The sequence below is a fragment of the Streptomyces sp. NPDC101225 genome (assembly GCF_044767585.1).
GTDB lineage: Bacteria > Actinomycetota > Actinomycetes > Streptomycetales > Streptomycetaceae > Streptomyces.
The window spans coordinates 26,461-50,784 of record NZ_JBIWOE010000023.1; the positions used below are offsets into that span (position 1 = coordinate 26,461).

16 protein-coding genes are annotated in these 24,324 nt (G+C 73.5%); 12 read left to right on the forward strand and 4 right to left on the reverse strand.

All coding sequences use genetic code 11. From position 1 onward, the window contains the following. Window positions 1-179 precede the first annotated feature (179 nt). On the forward strand, window positions 180-3,056 hold the full coding sequence (locus ACIRPX_RS28080; protein WP_404200171.1) for an AfsR/SARP family transcriptional regulator: 2,877 nt from the start codon (window positions 180-182) through the stop codon (window positions 3,054-3,056). Window positions 3,057-3,192: 136 nt separating this feature from the next. On the opposite strand, the gene ACIRPX_RS28085 is transcribed toward ACIRPX_RS28080, so the two are convergent. Then, window positions 3,193-5,967 carry a lectin gene (locus ACIRPX_RS28085; RefSeq protein WP_404200173.1) on the reverse strand — a complete coding sequence of 925 codons (2,775 nt, stop codon included), beginning with the start codon at window positions 5,965-5,967 and terminating at the stop codon, window positions 3,193-3,195. A 535-nt stretch (window positions 5,968-6,502) separates the two neighbouring features. Here ACIRPX_RS28085 and ACIRPX_RS28090 point away from each other — a divergent pair. From ACIRPX_RS28090 to ACIRPX_RS28135, 10 genes are all read left to right on the forward strand, one after another. Beyond that, complete coding sequence (locus ACIRPX_RS28090; protein ID WP_404200176.1) at window positions 6,503-8,158, forward strand: FAD-dependent oxidoreductase; 1,656 nt, start codon at window positions 6,503-6,505, stop codon at window positions 8,156-8,158. 162 nt (window positions 8,159-8,320) lie between these two features. Then, window positions 8,321-8,809, forward strand: coding sequence for a hypothetical protein (locus tag ACIRPX_RS28095; RefSeq protein WP_404200178.1), 489 nt, complete (start codon window positions 8,321-8,323; stop codon window positions 8,807-8,809). 110 nt (window positions 8,810-8,919) lie between these two features. Continuing rightward, window positions 8,920-9,624, forward strand: a complete 705-nt coding sequence (locus ACIRPX_RS28100; RefSeq protein WP_404200181.1) for a class F sortase — start codon at window positions 8,920-8,922, stop codon at window positions 9,622-9,624. Window positions 9,625-9,749: 125 nt separating this feature from the next. After that, window positions 9,750-10,892, forward strand: coding sequence for a SchA/CurD-like domain-containing protein (locus ACIRPX_RS28105; protein WP_404200183.1), 1,143 nt, complete (start codon window positions 9,750-9,752; stop codon window positions 10,890-10,892). Between the two features lie 84 nt (window positions 10,893-10,976). Continuing rightward, a complete protein-coding gene (locus ACIRPX_RS28110) occupies window positions 10,977-11,387 on the forward strand; it encodes a cupin domain-containing protein (protein ID WP_404200186.1) in 411 nt (136 codons plus the stop codon). Further along, on the forward strand, window positions 11,384-12,652 hold the full coding sequence (locus tag ACIRPX_RS28115; protein WP_404200189.1) for a beta-ketoacyl-[acyl-carrier-protein] synthase family protein: 1,269 nt from the start codon (window positions 11,384-11,386) through the stop codon (window positions 12,650-12,652). Before ACIRPX_RS28110 ends, ACIRPX_RS28115 begins: the two co-directional genes overlap by 4 nt. After that, a complete protein-coding gene (locus tag ACIRPX_RS28120) occupies window positions 12,649-13,890 on the forward strand; it encodes a ketosynthase chain-length factor (RefSeq protein ID WP_404200191.1) in 1,242 nt (413 codons plus the stop codon). Before ACIRPX_RS28115 ends, ACIRPX_RS28120 begins: the two co-directional genes overlap by 4 nt. 34 nt (window positions 13,891-13,924) lie before the next feature. Next, a complete protein-coding gene (locus ACIRPX_RS28125; protein ID WP_404200194.1) occupies window positions 13,925-14,179 on the forward strand; it encodes an acyl carrier protein in 255 nt (84 codons plus the stop codon). A 2-nt stretch (window positions 14,180-14,181) separates the two neighbouring features. Next, on the forward strand, window positions 14,182-14,661 hold the full coding sequence (locus ACIRPX_RS28130) for an SRPBCC family protein (RefSeq protein ID WP_404200197.1): 480 nt from the start codon (window positions 14,182-14,184) through the stop codon (window positions 14,659-14,661). Window positions 14,662-14,681: 20 nt separating this feature from the next. Beyond that, window positions 14,682-15,014 (forward strand): TcmI family type II polyketide cyclase, encoded by a 333-nt coding sequence (locus tag ACIRPX_RS28135; RefSeq protein ID WP_404200200.1) that lies wholly within the window; start codon window positions 14,682-14,684, stop codon window positions 15,012-15,014. A 92-nt stretch (window positions 15,015-15,106) separates the two neighbouring features. On the opposite strand, the gene ACIRPX_RS28140 is transcribed toward ACIRPX_RS28135, so the two are convergent. Then, on the reverse strand, window positions 15,107-16,135 hold the full coding sequence (locus ACIRPX_RS28140) for a methyltransferase (protein WP_404200203.1): 1,029 nt from the start codon (window positions 16,133-16,135) through the stop codon (window positions 15,107-15,109). Between the two features lie 49 nt (window positions 16,136-16,184). Further along, window positions 16,185-17,243 carry a nitrous oxide reductase family maturation protein NosD gene (locus ACIRPX_RS28145; protein ID WP_404200206.1) on the reverse strand — a complete coding sequence of 353 codons (1,059 nt, stop codon included), beginning with the start codon at window positions 17,241-17,243 and terminating at the stop codon, window positions 16,185-16,187. A gap of 120 nt (window positions 17,244-17,363) precedes the next feature. Here ACIRPX_RS28145 and ACIRPX_RS28150 point away from each other — a divergent pair, with 120 nt between their 5' ends. After that, complete coding sequence (locus ACIRPX_RS28150) at window positions 17,364-18,542, forward strand: cytochrome P450 (RefSeq protein WP_404200209.1); 1,179 nt, start codon at window positions 17,364-17,366, stop codon at window positions 18,540-18,542. Between the two features lie 271 nt (window positions 18,543-18,813). Here the strand turns inward: ACIRPX_RS28150 and ACIRPX_RS28155 are convergent, their stop codons facing one another. Then, on the reverse strand, window positions 18,814-24,321 hold the full coding sequence (locus ACIRPX_RS28155; protein ID WP_404200448.1) for a beta-ketoacyl synthase N-terminal-like domain-containing protein: 5,508 nt from the start codon (window positions 24,319-24,321) through the stop codon (window positions 18,814-18,816). Between the last annotated feature and the right edge of the window lie 3 nt (window positions 24,322-24,324).

The window sequence follows — 24,324 nt, forward strand, 5'->3', positions numbered from 1 at the left end:
CCCGTGGTCACGTGTGAGCCGCGTGTGGTCAGGTCCGCGGATGGCGGGCGCCGCACCGTGGCGACGGCGCGAGCGCCACTCGCCTCAGGGTGCGGGCCGGGGGTGGGTCGAGATTTTGCCGAAAGCTTGTCGCCCTGCTCGCGCATGTGCGACGACTGTGGAGGAGATGTGAACGGGGGATGGGTGCGATGTTACGGCTGTGTCTGTCGGGACCGGTGGAAGTCCTGGTACGCGAAGCACCGGTCGATCTGGGTCCGCCCCAACGCAGAGCCGTTCTGGCCGCGTTGGCCGTGGACACCGGCCGGCCCGTGCCGGTCGAGGTGCTCGTCGACCGGATCTGGGGCGCCGATCCGCCGGAGGGCGCGCGCCGCGCCCTGTACGCGCACATCGCGCGCATCCGGCGCCTCGCCGAAGCCCTGGACGACGGCGGTGACGGGCGATTACCGGTGCTGCGCCGCTCCGGCGGCTACCAGCTCGACCTCGACCCGGACCGGGTCGACCTGCACCGCTTCCAGCGGCTGGCCGCACAGGCCCGCGACGGCGCACGGCCCCACCGCGCGCGCGTCGCGCTGCTGCGCGAGGCGCTGGGCCTCTGGCGCGGCGAGCCCTTCGCCGGCCTGACCGGGACCTGGCCCGCCCGGATGCGCGAGACCTGGCGCCGCCAGCGCGTCGACGCCGTCGTACGCCTGGCGGACATGGAGATCCAGGGCGGTGATCCGGCCGCCGTGGTGGGCGAGTTGACCGATCTGCTGGGGGAGTACCCGCTCACGGAACCCCTGGCGGAGGCCCTCATGCGGGCCCTGCACGCGACCGGCGACAGCGGTGAGGCACTGCGCTGCTACGCCCAGACCAGGCGGCGTCTGGTGGAGGAGCTCGGCACGGAACCCGGACGCCGGCTGTGGGAGCTGCACCACGAGATCCTGCGTGAACGCCCCGCGGAGACCGCCCGCGAACACGAGGCGGCCCCTGCCGCGCCTCGCCCCGCAGCTCCCGCTCCGGTCCCGCCGACGCCACGGCCGCGCACCACCCCCGTCCCCCGCCACACCGTTCCCGCCCAGCTCCCCGCGGGAACACCGGGCTTCACCGGGCGCACCGACGAACTCGCCCGGCTGGACACCTTGCTGGCCGACGTCGCGGAGCGCCCCGCGGCGGTCGTCGTCTCGGCGCTGTCGGGCATGGGCGGCGTGGGCAAGACCGCACTCGCGGTGCACTGGGCGCGGCACAGGCGCTCGGCCTTCCCCGACGGGCAGCTCTACGTCAACCTGCGCGGCTTCGACCCGAGTGGCGTGCCGCTCCCGCCGGACCGCGCGGTGCGCGGCTTCCTCGACGCCCTCGGGGTGCCCGCCACCCGCGTACCGGAGTCACCGGACGCCCAAGTGGGCCTGTATCGCAGCCTGCTGTGCGACCGCAGGGTGCTGATCGTGCTCGACAACGCCCGTGACGCCGATCAGGTACGGCCGCTGCTGCCCGCGGCGCCGGGCTGCCTGGCGCTGGTGACCAGCCGCAGCCCGCTGACCGGGCTCGCCGTCGCGGACGGGGCGCAGCTGCTCGCCCTGGACCTGCTCGGCGCCGAGGAGTGCCGGGACCTGCTCGCCGCCCGGCTGGGAGCCGTGCGGGTGGCGGCCGAGGCGGCCGCGGTGGACGAGATCGTGGTGCGCTGTGCCGGGCTGCCGCTCGCGCTCGGGGTCGTCGCCGCCCGCGCCGCCGCCCGGCCCGCCGAGCCGCTGGCCGTCTTCGCCGACGAACTGCGCACCGCCGAACGCATCCTGGACCCGCTGGACACCGGCGATCCGGCCACCGCCGTACGCACGGTCTTCCACTGGTCGTACCGGACGCTCGGCCGGGAGGCGGCCCAGCTGTTCCGGTTCCTCGGCCTGCATCCCGGACCGGACGCCGACCTGACGTCCCTCGCGGCCCTCGCCGGCGTGTGTGTGACCCAGGTGGCCGCGCCGGTACGGGAACTGACCGCCGCCCACCTGCTGATCGAGCACCGGCCCGGCCGCCACACCTGCCACGACCTGCTGCGCGCCCACGCCGCCGAACTGGCCGCCGAGCACGACACCACGGCCGCGGTGCGGGCCGCGACCCGCCGGGTCCTGGACCACTACCTGCACACGGCCCACGCGGCCGACGCCCTGCTGACCCGGCGCCGCCACCCGATGCGTCCGGCCCCGGCCGAGCCCGGCGCGCTGCCCCGCCGACTGGCCGACCACGACGAGGCGTTGGCCTGGCTGGTCGCCGAACAGCACGTCCTGCTGTCCGCCGTGGAGCACCCGCCGGCCGGATGCGACTCCTACACCTGGCAGTTCGCCGCCACCCTGACCACGTTCCTGGAACGCCAGGGCAACTGGCAGGCCCTCACCGACGTCCACACCACCGCCCTGCGTACCGCCACGCACCTGGGGGACCTGACCGGGCAGGCGGCCGCCCACCGGGGCCTGGGGCTCGCCCGCTTCCAGCTGCGCGACCCGCAGGGCGCCCGCCATCACCTCACCCGTGCCCTCGACCTGTTCGGACGGCTGGACAACCACCCGGGTCAGGCCCGCACCTGCCAGAACATGGCCAAGATGGCCTGGGCGCACGGAGCGGCCCGCGAGGCACTGCACCACTCGCGCCGCGCACTGGAGCACTTCCTGCTCGCCCACGACCGCGGCGGTCAGGCGGTCGCCCTCAACGACCTCGGCTGGTACCTCGCCGAGCTCGGTGAGCTGCGGCAGGCCCTCGCGTACTGCCGCCGGGCCCTGCCGCTGGTCCAGGCGACCGGCGACCTCAGCGGCCAGGCGCACACCTGGGACAGCCTCGGCTACGTCCACCGCCGTCTGGGCCGCCGCACCACCGCCGTGGAGTGCTACGACCGGGCCCTCGCCCTGTTCCGCAAGACGGGAGACCGCCGCAGCGAGGCCATCGGGCTGAGCTACCTCGGCGACACCTACGCGGAGGCGGGCGAGCAGGTCTCCGCACTCGACGCCTGGAAGCGAGCCCTGGACCTCTTCGACGAACTCGGCCTTCCGGAGGCCGACCTGCTGCGCGGCAAGCTCACCGCGCACGCGGACTGAGCGGGGCGACGGCCGCCACCGGCCGGCTGCCCTCCGCACGATCCGGTGGGCCGCTCCGGCCGGCCGCGGCGCGTGGCCGGGCCGTCGTCGACGCCGATCGCCTCGACGACGGCCCGGGCCCGGGTGCGCCGACGGCTCAGCCCGGCAGTTTCCAGTTCTGGGCGGCCGAGCCGTTGCAGGTGTACAGCTGGAGCTGGGTGCCGTTCGTGGCCGAGGAGTTGGGGTCGTCCAGGCACAGCTTGGATTCGGGGTTGACGAGCGACCCGCCGGCGCCCTGGGTCCACTGCTGGGCGCCGGTGCCGTTGCACGTCCACAGCTGGATCAGGGTGCCGTTGGTGGTCCCGCTGTGATCGGCGTCCAGGCATTTGCCGAGGGCGCGGATCGTTCCGTCACCGGCGATGATCCAGTCCTGCGCGTAGGTGTTGTTGCAGGTGTAGATCTGGACGTGGGTTCCGTCCGCCGTGGCCGAGGAGGCGTCGTCCGCGCAGAGGTTCGCGGCGACGGAGGAGGCCAGCCGGCCGATGCGGGGCGACGCCGGGGCCGTGGTGTCACCGGCGTAGGAGGGCGGCGCCGCCGACGCCCCCGCCGCCCAGGAGGTGTTGGCGCTGGTGCCGAGGGTGTAGCCGAGCGTGCCGCCGGCCGTGATCGCCGTCGTGGGGGCGTAGGCGTTGTTCCAGGCGGTGCCGTTCCAGGTCGCGGACTGCACGTAGGGCGCGTTGTCCGCCGCGCCGTTGCCGTTGATCGTCAGCGTCCCGCCCGACGGGAGGGTGACGACGGCCTGGGTGAACAGCGGTGAGCCCAGGGCGAGATCGGAGGTGCCCGGGGTCTCGGGGAACATGCCGAGCGCGGACCACACGTACCAGGCGCTCATCGCGCCCAGGTCGTCGTTGCCGTCGGCCAGCCCGCCGGGGGTGTTCGCCCAGATCTGGTCCTGGATCGCCCGCACGGTGCCCTGCGTCTTGTAGGGCTGACCGGTGTAGTCGTACTCCCAGGGCAGTTCGATGCTGGGTTCGTTGCCGACCCAGGCGTAGCCGTTGGCGCCGGTGAAGCTGCGCAGCACGGTGTCCAGGTAGTGGTTCATCGCCGTGTTGCCGCCCTTGGCGCGGGCCAGGCCGCCGATGTCGAAGGGCACCATGCCGGTGTAGATCCAGGAGTCCGCCTCGACCATGTCGGTGCCGCTGGTGGGGTCGAACCCGCCCGTCCACGCACCGCCGGCGTTGCGCGGCTGGACGAACCCGGAAGCCGGGTCGAGCACGTTGCGCCAGTCCTGCGCCCGGTTCGCGTACGTCTTCTGGTCGGCCGTGTCGCCGAGCGCGCCCGCCATCGCGGAGAGCGCGAAGTCGGCGGTGTCGTACTCCAGCGTGGTGGCCACCGGACCGTAGAAGTTGCAGCAGCCGTAACTGCCGTCGTGCGGCATGTACCCGGGCGAGTTCAGGTAGTTGAGCCCGGGCCGGTCGTTGTTGGCGGTGCTCGCCTGCTCGACCATGTCGGCCAGGGCGGTCCTGGTGTCGAAGTCCCGGGCGCCGAAGGCGTAGTAGTCGGCGAGGATGGCGTCCGCCGGGTCGCCGACCATGACGTACGACTCCCCGTTGTTCTCGGACCACTTGGGGAAGATCCCGGTCTGGGCGTAGTCGTCGACCATCGACTGCGCGGTGTCCGAGGCCACCTGGGGAGCGAGCAGGGCCTCCAGCTGGGCCTGCGAACGGTAGATGTCCCAGCCGGAGTAGTTGGCGTACGCCGCCTTGTGCCCCGCGTCCACCGTGTGCGTCCTGCCGTCGAAGCCGTAGTACTGGCCGTTGGTGTCGCTGATCACGTTCGGGTGCAGCAGCGAGTGGTAGAGCGCGGTGTAGAAGGTCTGCTGCTGCGCGGCCGTCCCGCCGGCGATCCGCACCTTGCCGAGCGCGCTGTTCCAGGCGCTCTGCGCGGCGGCGCGGGTCCCGTCGAAGTCCCAGCCGGAGTTCTCCGCCGTCCGGTTGGCGGCGGCGTTGGCCACCGACACGTAGGAGACGCCGACCTTGGCCTGGACGACCTGGTCGGAGGTGGTGTCGAAGGTGACGTAGCCGTTGGAGGCGGCGGCCTCCGGGGAGGCGCCGTCCTGGGCGGACCTCGGCGCCGCGGCGTCCGGGACCTTGCCGTGCAGCACCGGCCTGCCGGGCTTCTCGGCGGCGTTCTTCGACACCTTGCCCCGCTGGACGGGCTTGAGGGTCGACGCCTTCGCGAGGGTGGCGCCCTGGGAGGAGAACGGCCGGTCGAAGACCATGTCGAAGTACACGGTGTAGGTGTTGCCCGCACCGCAGAAGTGCCCGCTGGTGACCTGGCCGCTCACCTCGGTGTTCGAGACCTTGGTGAACTGCGTGCCGGTCGCCCCGTTCTGGCTGCCCGTCAGTTTGAAGATCAGGTTGGCCCGGCCGGTCGACGGAAAGGTGAAGCGCGCCATGCCGCTGCGACTGGTCGTGGTCAGCTCGGTCGTCACCTGGTTGTTGAGCGCGACCTTGTACGACCCGGCCGACGCCGACTCGTTGGCGTGCGAGAACGCGTCCGTGGCGCCGGTGTTCACGGCTCCCACCGTGGGCAGGACCGGGACGTCACCGGCCGCGCCGCAGCCGGGCCCGGCGATATGGGTCAGGCTGAAACCGGTGATCGACGAGTCGTTGTACTCGTAGCCGCCGCCGGAGGGACGCGACGGCGTGTCAGGGCTCCACTGCACCATGCCGAACGGCACGTCGGCGCCGGGGAAGTCGTCGGCCTGGTTCGAGGTCCCGATGAACGGGTCGACCACGGTGGCCGGAGAGTCGACGAACGCCGCCTTCTGGGCCGCCCAGGCGGGCGCGCACAACCCGGCCGAAGCCAGCGCCGCCGCCGCGAAGAGGCCGATCACCGTGGTTCTGGGGGGTCTCAGCAGTCGTGTCATCACGGAGAGTTCTCCTCTGCTCGGAGCGAGGGGGGTGACAACGTTGTCTCCGTGGGCGGGAGGGTGAGCGGCGGAGCGGGTGGCTGGGCCGAGCGGGTGTGACAACGTTGTCGGGCCCCAGAGGTGAGGTGCCTGACGAGGGAGCGTTTCAGCGGACCCCGGGGCGGGTGGCGCCCGGGGTGCGAACGTGAACTCCTCGCGAAGCTAGCCACTGGGCAGGGGCATGTCAACGCTTTGGGTGGGCCGCGCTTCTCCGGAGCCCCTTTTCCGCCGCCGGGCGAAGTGCGCGGCCGCGGCGGCCTGTTGGGATGCGGTCCGTGATCGGGCGATCCGGCCGGACACGCCGTCAGGCCGGTGTGTCGTTGCTTGCCTTGGCGCCCCCGGCCGTACTCACACACCGTCAGCCGGCCGTTTCGATCCGCCCACCGGGTGCCAGCCGGGTGAAGCCTGAGGCATCGTCAGCTTCCCGGGGCATGCATGAGGACCCCGGCCCGCGCCGGGCGGCTGCCATGACGACGTGCTGGAGGCGAGAGCGATGAACGAACGAGCCGGTCGGGCCGACCACGACACCCTCAGGGTTCCGGTGCTCGTCGTCGGCGGTTCCCTGGTCGGCCTGTCGACCTCGCTGTTCCTGGGCCGCCTCGGGGTGCGGCACCTGCTGGTGGAGCGGCACTCCGGCACCTCCATCCACCCGCGCGGCCGCGGCAACAACGTCCGCACCATGGAGCTGTTCCGGGTGGCCGGCACCGAGCCGGGCATCCACCGGGCCGCCGCCACCCTGGCCGACAACCACGGCATCCTGCAGGCGCCCGCCCTGGCCGGCGACGCCGGCGAATGGCTGTTCAAGGAGATCGACCCCGGCGGCGGACTGGCCCGCTTCAGCCCCAGCGGCTGGTGCCTGTGCAGCCAGAACGACCTGGAGCCCGTCCTGCTGGACCACGCGGGCAGGCTCTGCGGGGAGCTGCGCTTCTCCACCGAGCTGATGTCCTTCGACAGTGACGCCACCGGTGTCACCGCCGTGATCAAGAGCCGCGAGACCGGGGAGCACACGACCGTCCACGCGGACTACCTCGTCGCCGCCGACGGCCCCCGCAGCCCCGTCCGTGAGCAGCTCGGCATCGGCCAGAGCGGACCCGGCGACCTGTTCCACAACGTCAGCGTCACCTTCCGCTCCCGTGCGCTCGCCGGCGTCGTGGGCGAGCGCCGCTTCATCGTCTGCTACCTCACCAGCCCGGACGCCGACGGCGCCCTGCTGCCGGTGGACAACCGCGAGAACTGGGTCTTCCACGCCCCCTGGCACCCCGAACTCGGCGAAACACTGGAGGAGTTCACCGACGAGCGGTGCGCCGAGCACATCCGCCGCGCCGTCGGGGTCGCCGACCTCGACGTGGAGATCACCGGCCGGGCCCCCTGGCACGCCGCCCAGCGCGTCGCCCGCAGCTACCGCGCCGGCCGCGTCTTCCTGGCCGGCGACTCCGCCCACGAGATGTCGCCCACCGGTGCCTTCGGCTCCAACACCGGCATCCAGGACGCCCACAACCTGGCCTGGAAACTGGCCGCGGTGCTCGGCGGCTGGGCCGGCGACGGACTCCTCGACACCTACGACGCCGAGCGGCGCCCCGTCGCGGAGGCCACCAGCGCCCGCGCCGCCCACCGTTCGGCGGAGCACAGCCACCCCGGATTCACCCCACCGCCCGGCACCGGCGGCGGCCCCCGGCGCGGCATCCTCAACGTCGCCCTCGGCTACCGCTACCCGCAGGGCGCGGTCGTCGGCGCCGACCCCGCGGCAGCCGTCGTACCGGAACAACTCGACCTGACCGGCGAGCCCGGCAGCCGGGCGCCCCACTTGTGGGTGCGGCGCGGGGAGGAGAAGGTCTCCACCCTCGACCTGTACGAGCGCACCCCGGTGCTGCTGTGCGACGCCGGCGATCCGAGCGGCTGGCACCGCGGCGCCACCCGGCTGGCCCAGGACCTCCCCGTCCCGCTCACCTCCTACCGCGTGGGCACCGGACCCCGGGCCGACCTGGTCACGGACGGCGACGCCGACTGGGCCGAGGCCCACGGCGTCACCCGCGGGGGTGCCGTCCTCGTTCGGCCGGACGGGTTCGTCGCCTGGCGGTCGGCCGGCCCCGTCCCGGACGCCGAATCCGTGCTGCGCGAGGTCCTCGTGGAGGCGCTGGCGCTGTCCTGATCACCCGATGGGCGCAGCCACGGGTGAAGCCCGGCCGCTTCACCCGCCTGATCGTCCCGACTGGTGGCCCGCGGGAGCCTGACTGACGGTGGATCACGTCGAGGCCCGGTCACGACAGCTGACCAAGTCCCAGCTGCCGGGCCATGACGGAAGGACCATCAGATGCGCTCTGCTCGCATGATCCTGGCCACGGCGGCGGCCTCCGCCGCCCTGGCCTTCGGCGCACCCGGCGCGTACGCCGCCGGGGGCAACTGGGATCACGACGACTCTTCGTACAGCGACGGATCCTCGACCGGCAAGGAGCACGGTCAGCACGAGTCCCCGCACGGCGGCATGCACACCGGTGGAGGTGCGCTGACGGCGGTGAACGACCGCGACGACTGGAGCGGCTCGCGCGATCCGAAGACGGACCCCGAGACCTACAAGAACGACGGCGGCGGCAAGAGCGACTGGGGCGGCTCGGACCGTGACGGCGGCCGCGGCAACGACTCCTGGGGCGGCGGGCACGAGAAGCCCAGTGGCGGGATGCACACCGGCGGCGGCGCACTGGCCACTCCGACGGCGACCGCCGGCGGCCTGGCCGTGCTGGCGGTGGCGGCCGCCGGCCTGTACGCGATGCGTCGCAAGAAGCCGGTCGGAAGCCCGGCCTGATCCATGCCGGATGCGATAGCGCAGCCGCGGCCGCCACCCGTGCCCCGAGTGGCGGCCCGGCGCGTTGTCCCCGCACCCCGTCCGCCGCCGTGCCAGTGAGGTGGTCCCCGATGGCACAACCCCCTTCCTCCACCGACGACGAACCGGTGCCCGCCGCCCCGGGCGCGTCCCGCTCCGGGACGCTGATGATGTGCGCCGCGGCCGGCCTGGTCCTGATCGCCGGTCTCGTCAACGGCCACGGCGACTCCGCCGGGCCCGGCCCGGCCGGCGCGCCGCGCCCGGCCGCGGCGGCCGGGCAGTCCGCCGCGACGTCGTCCCCGCGGCCCACCACGACCGAGTCCGGCCGGCCGGTCGGCAAGCACCTGCCCCGGTCGGCACCCGTGCGCCTGCGCATCCCGAAGATCTGGGTCGACGCGCCCTTCACGGACCTCCACATCGGCTCCACGGGGCAGCTGGAACCCCCGCCCGCCGCCGACACCAACCTCGTCGGCTGGCACGCCAAGGGTGCCGCGCCCGGTGAGACGGGCACCGCGGTCATCGCCGGGCACGTCGACACCAAGACGTCCGCGGCCGTCTTCGCCAACCTCGGCGAGCTGAAGAAGGACGACGTCTTCTACGTGGACCGGGCCGACGGCACCACCGCGACCTTCCGGGTCTACGACACGGAGACCTTCGAGAAGTCCGACTTCCCCAGCGACCGCGTCTACGACGACACCCCGCGCGCCGAGGCGCGGCTGATCACCTGTGCGGGCGACTACGACCGCTCGGTCCACGACTACACCGACAACCTCGTGGTCTTCGCCCGTCTCGTCTGAGAGATCACCCGCGTAGTGCATCCGAGTCGCGGGCTCGCGGGCTCAGGCACACGATCGAGAAACGCTGACGCCGCATCACCGCGGCCGAGGAGACCACTTCTGCCCCCGAAGGAGATGTGCGCAGGATGACCACCACGTCGGAACGTGTATCCGGTTCCCCGACCAGCCAGGTCTCGCCCCGCGTCTCGCAGTCCGTGTTCGACGGCTCCAGACTCCGGGTCGTGCTGCTGGTGGACGTCTACGACGGTGCCCAGCAGCAGTTCCTGGAGGCGTACGAGCTCCTGTGCAACCAGGTCGCGTCCGTGCCCGGGCACGTCAGCGACCAGTTGTGCCAGTCCATCGAGAACCCCTCGCAGTGGCTGATCACCAGCGAGTGGGAGAGCGCCCCGCCCTTCCTCGCCTGGGTCAACAGCGAGGAGCACGTGCGGATGGTGGAGCCGCTGCACAGCTGTGTCCGCGACACCAGGTCGCTGCGCTTCCACGTGGTGCGCGAGACCGGTGACCCGACGGCGGTCGCCGAGGCGGCCGAGCGCCGGCTGCAGGCGGCACCGCGGATCGGTGACGGCCTGATCCGGCACGCGCTCACCTTCACCGTCAAGCCGGGCAGCGAGGAGAAGGTCGCGAAGATCCTCTCCGACTACGCCTCGCCGGAGCCGAGGGTGGACGAGGCCACCCGGCTGTGCCGCACCTCCCTGTTCATGCACGGCAACCGGGTCGTACGGGCCATCGAGGTGCGCGGCGACCTGCTCGCCGCCCTGCGCCACGTCGCCCGGCAGCCCGAGGTCCGCGCCGTCGAGGAGGCCGTCAACCCCTACCTGGAACAGGACCGCGACCTCGACGACCCCGAGTCCGCGCGCGTCTTCTTCACCCGGGCCGCGCTGCCCGCCGTCCACCACGTGACCGCCGAACGCCAGGAGGGCCCGGCCGAGCGGTACGCCCTGTCCTACCCGGTCAAGGCCGACCGCGGCATGCGCCTGGCCGAGGTGCTGGCCCGCCACGACGTGGCGGCGGCCGACGACCCGCTCAGCCCGGTCGTGCGCAGCACGATCTTCCAGCGCGACGACGTCGTCGTCCGGATGATCGACGTGCGCGGCGGACTCGACGGCACCGACCCCGCGCTGATCCTCGGCCTCGCGGACCCCGCGCAGGTGGCCGAGCTGACGGCGCTGCGCGCCGACGCGTCCGCGCCCAGGGACGCCGAGCTCGCCCGCCTCGTCCGGCTCGCCCGGATGGACCTCGTCACCGACCGCCGCTCGCCCGAGGCCTGATGCGGCCTCACCCGGCCCCGGCCGCGAACCGGCCCTGGCCGCCCTACCCCCCACGTCGAAGCAGGACCTGATCGGAGGAACGCCGTGATCACATCCCGTCCCAGAATCGTGGATCTCAGCGAGGTCGAGCCCAACCGCCGGCGCGGCGGCGACCTGCGCGCCATGCTCACCCCGGCCACCGTCGGCTCCACCAGCGGTTTCATGGGCGTCGCCATCGTGGAGCCCGGCGACCGCATCGGTGAGCACTACCACCCGTACTCCGAGGAGTTCGTCTACGTCCTCTGCGGCGAGCTGGAGGTGGACCTGGACGGCGTCCCCCATCCGCTGCGGCCCGAGCAGGGGCTGATGATCCCCGCCCACATGCGCCACCGCTTCCGCAACGTCGGCAACGTGGAGGCCCGCATCGTCTTCCACCTCGGCCCGCTGGCCCCGCGCCCGCAGCTGGGCCACGTCGACACCGAGGAGACCGATACCGTCGCAGAGGTCGGTTCATGACACGACGGGTGGCCGTCACCGGCATAGGCATCGTCGCCCCGGGCGGCATCGGCGTACCGGCGTTCTGGGATCTGCTGGCCGCCGGGCGCACCGCGACGCGGGGCATCACGTTCTTCGACCCGGCGGGTCTGCGCTCGCGGATCGCCGCCGAATGCGACTTCGACCCGGCCGCCTCCGGACTGGACGCCGAGCAGACCGCCCGCTGCGACCGCTACATACAGTTCGCCCTGGCCGCGGGCGCGGAAGCGGTCCATGACGCCGGTCTCGACCTGGAGCGGGAGAACCCCTGGCGGGTGGGGGTGTCCCTGGGCACCGCGGTCGGCGGCACCACCCGGCTGGAACACGACTACGTGCTGGTCAGCCACCGCGGGCAGCGCTGGGACGTGGACCCCCGGGAGGCCGAACCGCATCTGCACCGCGCGTTCGCGCCCAGCACGCTGGCCGCGACGGTGGCGGAGCGGTTCGGGGCCCGCGGCCCCGTGCAGACCGTCTCCACCGGCTGCACCTCCGGGCTCGACGCGGTCGGCTACGCCTTCCACACCGTCGAGGAGGGCCGCGCCGACGTCTGCATCGCCGGCGCCTCGGACTCGCCGATCTCCCCGATCACGATGGCCTGCTTCGACGCCATCAAGGCCACCTCACCCAACAACGACGACCCGGCCCACGCCTCGCGGCCCTTCGACGCCGACCGGAACGGGTTCGTGATGGGGGAGGGCGGTGCCGTGCTCGTCCTGGAAGAGCTCGAACACGCCCTGGCCCGCGGCGCCCACGTGTACTGCGAGGTGGGCGGCTACGCCACCTTCGGCAACGCCTATCACATGACCGGTCTGACCCGTGAGGGCCTGGAGATGGCCAAGGCCATCGAGGCCTCCCTCGACCACGCGCGCCTCGACGGCACGGCGATCGACTACGTCAACGCGCACGGCTCCGGCACCCAGCAGAACGACCGGCACGAGACGGCGGCGGTCAAACGGGCCCTGGGCCCGCACGCCTACGACACGCCGATGAGCTCCATCAAGTCCATGGTGGGCCACTCCCTCGGCGCGATCGGCGCGATCGAACTCGTCGCCTGCGTCCTGGCGCTGGCCCATCAGACCGTCCCGCCGACCGCCAACTACGAGACCCCCGACCCCGAGTGCGACCTGGACTACGTCCCGCGCGTCGCACGCGCCCGGAAACTGAACAGCGTGCTCTCGGTGGGCAGCGGGTTCGGCGGCTTCCAGTCCGCGGTGGTCCTGACCCGGCCGAGGGAGAAGACACGATGAGCCGACCCCAGTCACGGCGCGCGGCCGTCACCGGCATGGGCGTGATCGCCCCCAACGGCGTGGGCACGGAGACCTTCTGGAAGGCCACCAGGGAAGGCATCGCCGTCCTGGACGAGGTCACCCGGGAGGGCTGCGAGGACCTGCCGCTGAAGGTGGCGGGCGAGGTCCGCGACTTCGACCCCTCGGCCACGGTGGAGGAGCGCTTCCTCGTCCAGACCGACCGCTTCACGCACTTCGCCATGGCCGCCGCCGACCTCGCGCTTCAGGACGCCCACCTGGGCCGGACCCTCACCGACGACGCCCCGTTCTCCGTGGGCGTGGTGACCGCGGCCGGCTCCGGCGGCGGCGAGTTCGGCCAGCGCGAACTGCAGCAACTGTGGGGCAAGGGCAGCCGGTTCGTCGGCCCGTACCAGTCCATCGCCTGGTTCTACGCCGCCAGCACCGGCCAGATATCCATCCGGCGCGGCTTCAAGGGCCCCTGCTCCGTCGTCGCCAGCGACGAGGCCGGCGGCCTGGACGCCCTCGCGCACGCGGCCAGAGCGGTGCGGCGCGGAACCGACGTGATCGTGGCCGGTTCCACCGAGGCGCCGCTCGCCCCCTACTCCGTGGTCTGCCAGCTCGGCTACGAGGAGCTGAGCACCGCGGACGACCCCACCCGCGCCTACCGGCCGTTCACCTCGGCGGCCTGCGGGTTCGTGCCCGCCGAGGGCGGCGCCATGCTCGTCGTGGAGGACGAGGACACCGCCCGCGAACGCGGCGCGCGCGTCCAGGCGGTCATCGCCGGGCACGCCGCCACCTACACCGGCGCCTCCTGCTGGAAGGAGTCCCGCCACGGCCTGGTCCACGCCGTGCGGGGCGCCCTGGACGAGGCCGGCTGCGCCGCCGAGGAGATCGACGTGGTCTTCGCCGACGCCCTCGGCGTGCCGGAGGCCGACCGTGCCGAGGCCCTCGCGATCACCGACGTGCTCGGCGACCGCGTGCCGGTCACGGCACCCAAGACCGGGATCGGCCGCGGCTACGGAGCGGCCCCCGTGCTCGACTCCGTCGCCGCCGTGCTCGCCATGGAGCACGGCGTGATCCCGCCCACCCCCAACGTCTTCGACATCTGCCATGACCTCGACCTCGTCACTGGCAGGGCCCGCACCGCGGAACTTCGCACGGCGCTGGTCCTGAGCCGGGGACTCATGGGGTCGAACTCGGCGCTCGTGCTGCGGCGCGGCGCCACCGGCGCCTCGTGACGAGCCGCCACGGAGCAGAGAAGGAGAACAGGACATGACCGATCGCATCACCGTCGAAGAGCTGGCCGAACTCATGAAGAAGTCCGCCGGAGTCACCGTCGCCCCGGAGGACCTGCGCGCCGGCGACCCGGGCTTCGACACCCTCGGTGTCGACTCGCTCGGCCTGCTGGGCATCGTCGGCGAACTGGAGAACCGCTACGGCACGCCGATGCCGCCGGACGCCGAACGCTCCAGGACGCCCCGCCAGTTCCTCGACCTCGTCAACAGTGCCCTCATGACAGGAGCGTGAAGATGACCGGACACACCCAGAACGAGATCACCGTCGCGGCCCCCCTGGACCTGGTCTGGGAGATGACCAACGACCTGGAGAACTGGCCGCGGCTGTTCAGCGAGTACGCCTCCGTCGAGGTGCTCCACCGGGAGGGGAACAAGACGACCTTCCGGCTGACCATGCACCCCGACGAGAACGGCACCGTGTGGAGCTGGGTCTCCGAGCGCGAGCCCGACCGCGACACCCGCACCGTGCGGGCCCGCCGGGTCGAGACCGGCCCCTTCGACCACATGAACATCCACTGGCGCTACGAAGAGGTGCCCGGCGGCACGCGGATGATCTGGACGCAGGACTTCGCGATGAAGCCGGAGGCACCGGTCGACGACGCCTGGATGACCGACAACATCAACCGCAACTCCAAGGTCCAGATGGCCCTGATCCGGGACCGCATCGAGAAGGCCGCCGCCGAGCGCGGCGCCACGCCGGGCCTGACCGGCTGAGCCGGACGGAGCACACCCCCATGCACCAAGCCCTGATCGTCGCCCGCATGGCACCGGGATCGGCCCCCGACATCGCCAAGGTGTTCGCGGAGTCCGACCGCGGAGAGCTGCCCCACCTCGTCGGGGTGGTCCGGCGCAGCCTCTTCCAGTTCGGCGACGTCTACCTGCACCTGATCGAGTCCGAGCGCGAGCCCGGCCCCGCGATCGCCAAGGTCACGGAGCATCCCGAGTTCCGTGACGTCAGCGAACGGCTGTCCACCCACGTCCGTGCCTACGACCCCGACACCTGGCGTTCCCCCAAGGACGCCATGGCACAGCGCTTCTACCTCTGGGAGCGCGACCCGGCCGGCTGACCCGGCCGGCTGACCCGGCCGGACGGCACCGGTGGCCGGACCCGCGACGCAGCGGGATCCGGCCACCGGTGGCCGTAGGCGATCGGCCTCGGTCAGCCGGGCACGTGACAGTCGAACGCGTGCAGATACGGGTTGACCGGCCGCATGTCGTCGATGACCAGACCCGCCTCGGTCAGCCGGTCGATCATGCTCTGCGTGGTGTGCTTCGCCCCGCCCACGTTCAGGAGCAGCAGCAGGTCCATCGCGGTGCTGAACCGCATGGAGGGCGAGTCGTCGACGAGGTTCTCGATGACCACGACCCGGGTGCCCGGGCCGCCCGCCTCCCGCACGTTGCGCAGCGTCCGCGCGGTGCTCTCGTCGTCCCACTCCAGGATGTTCTTGATGACGTAGACGTCGGCCTTCACCGGCACCGACACCCGCACGTCACCGGGCACGATCCGCACCCGGCCGGCCAGGTCGCCGCCCTCCCGCAGCCGCGGCACCGCGTTCTCCACCACCCGCGGCAGATCCTGCAACGTGCCGTGCATCGACGGGTACTTGTCGAGCAGGCTCGCCACCACGTGCCCCTGGCCGCCACCGAGGTCGGCGACCGACGAACTCCCCGACAGGTCGAGGAACTCGGCGACGTCACGCGCCGACTGCACGCTGGAGGTCGTCATGGCGCGGTTGAAGACGTCCGCCGACTCCGGGGCGTCCTCGTTCAGGTAGGGGAAGAACTCCTTGCCGTACAGGTCCTCGACGACGTTGCGGCCGGTGCGCACCGCCTCGTCCAGTCTCGGCCAGGCGTCCCAGGTCCACGGCTCGGTGCACCACAGCGAGATGGCGCGCAGGCTGTTCGGGTCGTCCTCACGCAGCAGCCGGGAGACGTCGGTGTGCGCGAAGGTGCCGTCCGGCAGCTCGGCGAAGATGTCGTGGCAGGACAGGGCGCGCAACAGCCGCCGCAGCGGGCGGGGTTCGGCCTTCACCGCGGCCGCCAGGTCCTCCACGGTCATGGGGCTGTCGCCGAGGGCGTCGGGGACACCCAGCCGGGCGGCCGCGCGGACGGCGGCGGCACACGCCGCCGCGAACGCGAGCTCCCTCAGCCGCATGGACGGCGCCGGCGCGGTCTGTGCGGTCGTCATGGGCCGCATCCTTCCTTCTCTCGTGTTCACACCAGGCGCTGACGGATCGTCAGCACAGGCCCGCGGGCTTGGACGCACGGCAGGAGTTGCCCTGGAAGACGTTGTCCTTGCCCAGGTCCGTGTTGACCAGGTCCGCGGGGGAGTTGCCCTTGAGCACGTTGCCGGTGATGCGGTTGCGGTCGCTGGTGACGCCCACGAAGCTCTTGAACAGGACGATGCCGCCGGACAGCGCGGACGTGCCGGCGTTGTCCTTGACGATGTTCCCCGTCACCTTGGTGTCGTCGGCGCCGGTCACGACGATGCCGGAGCCCTGCAGCGCGTCCAGCCGGTCCGTCTTCGGGCACGACTTGTTGTTGCGGACCACGTAGTTGTCGCGCACGGTCAGGTCGCCGGCCTTCGGCTTGTTCTCGTCCCCGACGACGAAGAGGCCCGCGCAGTTCCCGGTGAGCCGGTTGTGCCTCACCAGGAGGTTGCGCAGCCGGCGCACGGTGACGCCGATGCGGTTGCCCTCCAGGCGGTTGCGGTCGATCACCGTGCCGCCGGTGTCCAAGGCCCCCGCCTCCTCCTTGATGGTGTTGGCCAGGAAGATGCCCGCGTCGCCGTTGTCCTGCGCGGTGTTGTCCCGGAACACCCCGCGCACCGAGCGCTCCTGGGCGATGCCCCACACCCCGTTCTTCACCGAGGTCACGTCCCGGACGGTCAGTCCGTCGGTCGCCATGGAGAACACGCCGCTGCGGGCGAAGCCGGTGACGGTCAGATGCGCGACGGTCACGCCCTGGAGATTGCGGTCCTTCGTCCCGACGACGCAGATGCCGTTGCCGCCCTCGGAGCAGCTCTCGGCGGCCTTCTTCGTGCTCGGCTCGATCACCGTGCTGTGCCCCATACCGCGCAGGGTCAGCCCCGGTGTGGTCACCTTGACGCTCTCGTGGAACGTGCCGGGGGCGACCAGGACGGTGTCGCCGCTCTCGGCCGCGTCCACCGCCTTCTGGATCGACTGGCCCGGCCAGACCACGTGGACCTCGTGGTGGGAGGCCGGCGGAGCGGCGCCAAGTCCCGTCCCGACGACCGCGGCGGTGCACATCAGGTAAGCGATGCGGTATTTCTTCATATTCCAAACGCTATGACCCGATGGGTCGCTTACCGGGAGGATGGGCCATCCGGTGGCGTGTCACACGCCCGCTGTAGTGTTTCGGGCGATGGCTGACTCCGTACTCCACCCGGGCCCACGATGAGCGTCGTCGCGTCACCCTTCCCGCTCGGCGCCGAGACCACGCTCGCCGAACTCGCCGCCGATCCGCACGCGCGCCTGGCACTGCTGCGGGCGCGGGAGCCGGTGTCCTGGCTGCCCGCCCTGGGTGCCTGGCTGGTGACCCGGCGCGACCTGGCACTGGAGGTGATGCGGGACACCGCCACGTTCACCGTCGACGACCCCCGCTTCTCCACCGCGCAGGTCGTCGGGCCCAGCATGCTGTCCCTGGACGGGGACGCACACGCCCGTCACCGCGAGCCCTTCAACCCTCCCTTCCGCCCCCGCCGGGTCCGGGACAACTTCGCCGCCTCCATCGAGCAGGAGACCGGCCGGCTCATCGACACACTGCGCCCGTCCGGCGCCGCGGACCTGCGGCGCGCCTTCGCCGGACCGCTCGCCGTCGCCGTCGTCACCGACGCGCTCGGCCTGGCCGGCGTCGGCGCGGACACGGTCCTTTCCTGGTACGACGCCATCGTGGGGTCCGTCTCGGAGATCACCGCCGGGCGCCCGGCGGGGTCCGCCGGACCGGCCGCGTACGCACAGCTGCGGGCCGCCGTGGAAGGGACCGTCACCGGCCGGCACAGCTCCTCGCTGCTCGTCGCCGCCGCCGAGCGGCTGGAGCTGCCCGAGGTGGCCTCCAACGCCGCGGTCATGATGTTCGGGGGCATCGAGACCACCGAGGCGATGATCACCAACGCGCTGCTGCAGCTGCTCCGCCACCCCGGCCAGCTCGCCCTCGTCCAGGCCGACCCCGGCCTCCTGGACGGCGCGATCGAAGAGTCCCTGCGGCTGGAGCCGGGAGCCGTGGTGGTCGACCGCTACGCCACCCGCGACATCGCGCTGGGCCCCGCCGCGATCCGCGCGGGCGACCCGGTCACCGTCTCCCTGGCCGGCGCCAACCGCGACCCGGACGTCTTCCCCGACCCCGACCGCTTCGACGTACGCCGCGCCAACGCCCGCCTCCACCTGGCCTTCGCCCATGGCCCGCACCACTGCGTCGCCGCCCACCTGGCCCGCCTGGAGACCCGCATCGCCCTGGAGCGGCTGCTGCGCCGCCTGCCCGGCCTGCGTCTCGACCCGGACCGCCCCGCACGCCCGGAGGGCCTGGTCTTCCGCAAGCCGCCCGCCCTGCACGTGCTCTGGGACCGGCCGGCCTGACGCGCGGCGCGCGCCGGGTCAGGAAGCAGGGCTCCCCCCCTCATGCTGGACGATCCCGAGGGCCCGGACTTCGGGGCGCCGACGGCGCTCGGCGGCACCACCGTGGGCCTGCACGTCTTCGTCGACGACGGCGACGCGCTCGCCCGGCAGGCGACCGCGGCCGGCGCGCAGCTCCCGCAACCGCCGGCGGGCCGGTTCCACGGGCACCGTACGGCCGTCCTGAAAGACCTCTCCGGCCGCGTCGGGGGCTTCCTCACCGACCTGGAAGATCTCACACCGGCGGCGTCGGCCCGGCGGGCAGGGCGCGGGCCGCCACGTCTTCGCCGGCGGCGGGCAGTTCACGGGTGATCAGGGAATCCAGGGTGGCCACCGTGCCGCCCGACGCGTCTTCGAGTGTCACGGCCGACTTGTCCGGCCCGCTCCCGGTGATGCGCACCCGCGCCTGTGTCGGCCCCTCTCCGTACAGGCGGAATCCGTTCCATGTGAACGGCACCCGGATCGTGCCGGGCCCGGCGGCGGGAGCCGCCAGGAGGGCGGCGTGCAGGGCCGCGTCCAGCAGGGCCGGGTGGATGCCGAAGCGGTCGCCGCTCGCCCCCTCCGCCTCGGGCAGGCGGATGTCCGCGAACAACTCGTCGCCGCGCCGCCACATCGCCCGTACGCACCGGAAGGCCGGCCCGTACGCGAGTCCCGTGTCCCCGAGGGCGTCGTAGGCGTCGGTGAGGTCGATCGCGGTCGCGCCGCGCGGCGGCCAGGCCGTGTCGGGCGACGGGGGCGGCGCAGGAGCGGGCGCCGGGTCGAGCAGGCCCGTGGCGTGCCGGGTCCATGCGCCGTCGTCCTGCCCGTCCGGGCGGGCGTGGACGTCCACCGGACGCCGACCCGCGTCGTCCGGCGCGCCCACCACGACCTGGAGGTGTACGTCCGCCGCCCGGGACAGCGGCAGCGGTGCCAGGACCACCAGCTCTTCCAGCCCGGCGCAGCCGACGTCCCGGCCCGCCCGAACGGCCAGTTCGGCGAAGACCGTCGAGGGCACGACGACCTCACCGGCGACCACGTGACCGGCCAGCCAGGGGTGCGCCGCGACGGAGAGCCGGCCGGCGAACACGGTGCGGTCGCTCTCCGGCACCGCGAACGCCGGCCCCAGGAGCGGATGGCCGCGGGCGGAGGCCGGACGGTCCGTGCGGCCCGGGGCCTCCAGCCGGTACCGCCGCCGCTGGAAGGCGTACGTCGGCAGGTCCACCCGCCGTGCGCCGGTGCCCGCGAACACGGCGGGCCAGTCGACACGTGCGCCGTGCACATGGAGCCGGGCCACCGAGGAGAGGAGGGCATCCGGCTCGGGTTCGCCACCGCGGGAGGAGGCGACGAGGACGGCGTCCCCGGTCAGGCAGTCCCCGGCCGCGGCCGTGAGACCGGCGCCGGGGCCGACCTCCAGGAACGCCGAGACCCCCTGGCCGGCGAGCGAGCGTACGGCGTCGGCGAAGCGCACCGGGCGGCGGGCGTGGCGCACCCAGTACTCGGGGGAGCACAGTTCCCGCTCCTGTGCCGGACGGCCGGTCACGGTGGAGATCACCGGCATGCGCGGCGCCCGGAACGTCATCCCCTCCGCGGCCCGGCGCAAGTCGTCCAGCATCGGCTCCACCAGCGGCGAGTGGAAGGCGTGGCCGACCCGCAGCCGTACCGTCCTGCGGCCGCGCGCCTCGAACCCGGCCGCGATGGCGAGCACCGTCTCCCGTACGCCGGAGATCACCACCGAGCGCGGCCCGTCGACCGAGGCGATCGCCACCCGCTCGCCGGCGCCCTCGAGCGCCGCCCGTACCGCGTCCTCCGTCGCGTGCAGGGCCACCATCGCCCCGCCGGCGGGCAGCGCCTGCATCAACCGGCCCCGGGCGGCGACGAGGCGGGCCGCGTCCGGCAGGTCCAGTACGCCGGCGGCGTGGGCCGCGGTGAGCTCCCCGACCGAGTGGCCGGCCAGGAAGCCGGGGTGTACGCCCCAGGACTCCAGCAGCCGGAACAGGGCCACCTCGAAGGCGAACAGGCCCGCCTGGGTGACGTCGGTGCGGTCGAGCAGAGCCGTCTCGGGCGAACCGGGCCGCGCGTACAGCACCTCCCGCAGCGGACGGTCGAGGTGGGCGTCCAGCTCCCGGCACACCGCGTCGAAGGCGGCGGCGAAGGCGGGGAACGCGGCACTCAACTCCGCTCCCATACGCGGGCGTTGCGCGCCCTGGCCGGTGAACAGGAAGGCCGTGCGCAGGCCGGAGTCCGCGACGGCCCGCACCGTACCGGGCCGCTCGGCTCCGTCCGCCAGGGCGCGCAGCGCGGCCGTCATCCGTGTCCGGTCACCGGGCGGCACCATCGCCCGGTGGGTGAGCGGCGACCTCGACACGGCCAGGGAGAGAGCGACGTCGGCCGTGGGAAGGCCGGGACGGGCGCTCAGATGGTCCGCGAGGCGGCGGGCCTGGGCGCGCAGGGCGTCCGCGTCGGCGCCGTGCAGCAGCCAGGGAGCCCCTGCGGTCCCGGAGCCCGGTGGTACGGCCGCGGACGGTTCCGGCGGTTCCGGCTGCTCCTCCAGGATCACGTGCGCGTTCGTCCCGCCGATGCCGAAGGCGGACACCCCGGCGCGGCGTCGTCCGGAGCCCGTGCGCGGCCAGGGGCGGGACTCGGTCAGCAGATCCACGCGGCCCGAGGACCGGTCGGCATGGGGTGTCGGCGTGCTCGCGTGCAGCGTACGGGGCAGCTGCCCGTGCCGCATGGCCTGCACCGTCTTGATGACCCCGGCCACCCCGGCGGCCGCCTGGGTGTGGCCGAGGTTGGACGTGACCGAGCCCAGCCACAGCGGGGGTCCGTCCTCCGGTCGTCCTCGGCCGTACGTGGCGAGCAGGGCCGCCGCCTCGACGGAGTCGCCGAGCGCGGTGCCCGTGCCGTGCGTCTCGACCACGTCCACGTCGCCCGCCCCGAGACCCGCGTCGGCCAGCGCCCGCTCGATCAGGCGTCGTTGGGCCCGGCCGTTCGGGGCGGTGAGGCCGTTGGACGCGCCGTCGGAGGTGACGGCGGAACCCCGCACCGTGGCCAGGACCGGGTGGCCGTGGCGGTGGGCGTCGGAGAGGCGCTCCAGCAGGACCAGGCCGACGCCCTCGGCCCAGGCGGTGCCGTCCGCGGCGGCCGAGAAGGACTTGCAGCGGCCGCCGGGTGCGAGGCTGCCCAGGCGGCTGAGGGCCGTGAACGCCTTGGGCGTCGCCGTCACGGTGGCCCCGCCCGCCACGGCCAGCGAGCACTCGCGGGACCGCAGGGCCCGCGCCGCCCAGTGCAGCGCCACCAGGGAGGAGGAGCAGGCGGTGTCGAGCGTGACGGCGGGCCCGCGCAGGCCGTAGACGTGGGCGATGCGGACGGAGGCCGGGCTGCCGGTCGCCCCGAGGGCCGGGTGGGCCTCCCGCGCATGCGGCTCGGTGAGGCGGACGGCGCAGTCGCCGTGCATCAGACCCACGAAGACGCCCGTGTCGCTGTCGCGCGCCGCGGCCGGCGCGATACCGGCCCGCTCCCACAGCTCCCAGGAGGTCTCCAGCAGCAAGCGCTGCTGCGGGTCCATGGCCAGTGCCTCGTGCGGCGAGATCCCGAACAGGCCCGCGTCGAACTCCGCGGCCTGGTGCAGGAATCCGCCGCTTCGGGGGGACGAGGTGCCGGTGCGCTCGGGGTCCGGATCGTGGAGGGCGGCCAGGTCCCAGCCGCGGTCGCCGGGGAAGTCCGAGATCGCGTCCCCGCCCTCCGACACCAACCGCCAGAGGTCTTCGGGGGAGTTGACGTCACCGGGGTAGCGGCACGCCATGGCGACGATCACCACCGGATCGCCCGTGTCCGTGCCGGCCCGCGGGGTGGGCCGCGGCGCGGCGGCGGACTTGGCCACGAAGAGGGCGCGGTGCAGGTGCCGGGCGAGTGCGGCCGGCGTCGGGTGGTCGAGGACCAGCGCCGGGGGCAGGGGCAGACCGGTGGCCTCGCCGAGCCGTTCGGTCAGCGTGACGGCGCCGGCGGAGGTGAGCCCGAGATCGGTGAACGGGCCGTCGGCGTCGAGCCGTTCGCCGCCGCAGACGGCGGCGGTCTCGGCGAGCACCGCCTCGCGCAGCGCCCGCTCCCGCGCCTCGGGCGGCAGGGACAGCAGCCGCCGGCGCAGAAGGTCACCGGCGTCCGCCGCCGGTCGCGGCTCCGCGTCCGGCGCCGCCACCACCGCGTGCCGGGCGATCGTCCCGGACCCCGTGCGCGGCACGGACGCGATCTCGCGGATCGCGACGGGCACTTTGTGGTCGGCCAGCCGGGCTCGGCACGTGTCCAGGACCCGGCGCCGATCGACCCCCTCCGGCCCCGGCACGACATAGGCGACCGGCACCGCACCGAGCATGGCGTGCGCCACGCCCACCACCACCGCGTCCCGCACGCCGGGAGCGCCCAGCAGGACCTGTTCGACCTCCGTCGGGTGGATGTTCTCCCCGCCGCGGACGATCAGCTCGCCGACCCTGCCGGTGAGGACGAGATGACCGTGCTCGGCGCGCCGGCCGAGGTCGCCGGTGCGGTACCAGCCGTCCCGTAGCGCGGCCTCGGTCTCCGCGGGTCTGTTGTGGTAGCCGGTCATGAGGCCGGGGCCGCGTACCCAGATCTCGCCCTCGCCGCCGTCCGGCACCGGGTGGCCGCCGTCCTCGGCGTCGCCGCCGGAGGCCGGAGTGACGATGCGGACCTCCATGCCCGGGATCGGCGGCCCGCAGGAGCCGTCCAGGCGTGGTCCCTCGGGACGGTTCGCCGCGATCAGCCCGCAGGTCTCGGTGCTGCCGTACGTGTCGAGGAGCGGAGCCCCCAGCAGGGCCTCCGCCGAGGCGCGCAGGGCCGGCCCGCTCGGCGCGCCCGCCACGATGCAGGTGCGCAGGCCCGGTGGGGGAGCGGACCCCCGGGCCGAGGCCGTCAGCCGGTGGTAGGTGGCGGGGACTCCGGCCAGCAGGGTGTAGGGGCCGTCCAGGGCCGGGTGAGGAGTGTGCAGCTCCCGTGCCAGGCCGTCCGGTGGCAGGTGGGCGGTGATCCTGGCGCTCGCGCCGACGGCGGTCACACCGAGGACGGCGAGCGAGTGCGCGAAGCTGGGGAACAGCGGCAGCGGCCACAGCAGCCGGTCCTGGGGCGCGAGGCCGAACAGCGGGACGTAGCAGGCGGCCGTCGACCACAGCGCGGCGCGCTGCGTGGACAGGACGCCCCTGGGGCGGTGCGTGGTGCCGGAGGTGTAGAGCATCCAGGCCGGCTCGTCCAGCCCGAGGTCGTCGGGCGGCGGTGCGGCAGCCGGGGCGGCGGTCCCGGTGGCGGCGGTGCGCAGGAGGACCGTGCCGTCCGGGGCGTCCGTGGGCACGGGGCCCGTACCGGTGAGCAGGACGCGTGGGCCGCCGGGATCGAGGCGAGGCAGCCGGGCCAGGTGCGCGGCCTCGGTGACGAGGACCGAGGCACCGCTGTCCCGGAGGAAGTGGGCGAGTCCGGCGTCGGAGGAGCGTGGGTCGAGCGGTACGCCGATCCCGCCCGCCCGCACGGCGGCCAGCAGGCTCTCCACCGCCTCCACACAGGTGCCCAGGCAGATCGCGACCCGCTCGCCGCGCCGCAGGCCCGTGCCGGCCAGGTACCCGGCCAGGTACCCGGTACGCCGCTCCAACTCCTGGTAGGTGACGGCACGTACGTCGTCCGCGAACGCCACACGGGACGGTGACGTGCGCGCGTGTGCCTTCAGCAGTTCCGGCAGCGGCCGGATCAGCCCGTCGTGCGTCATCAT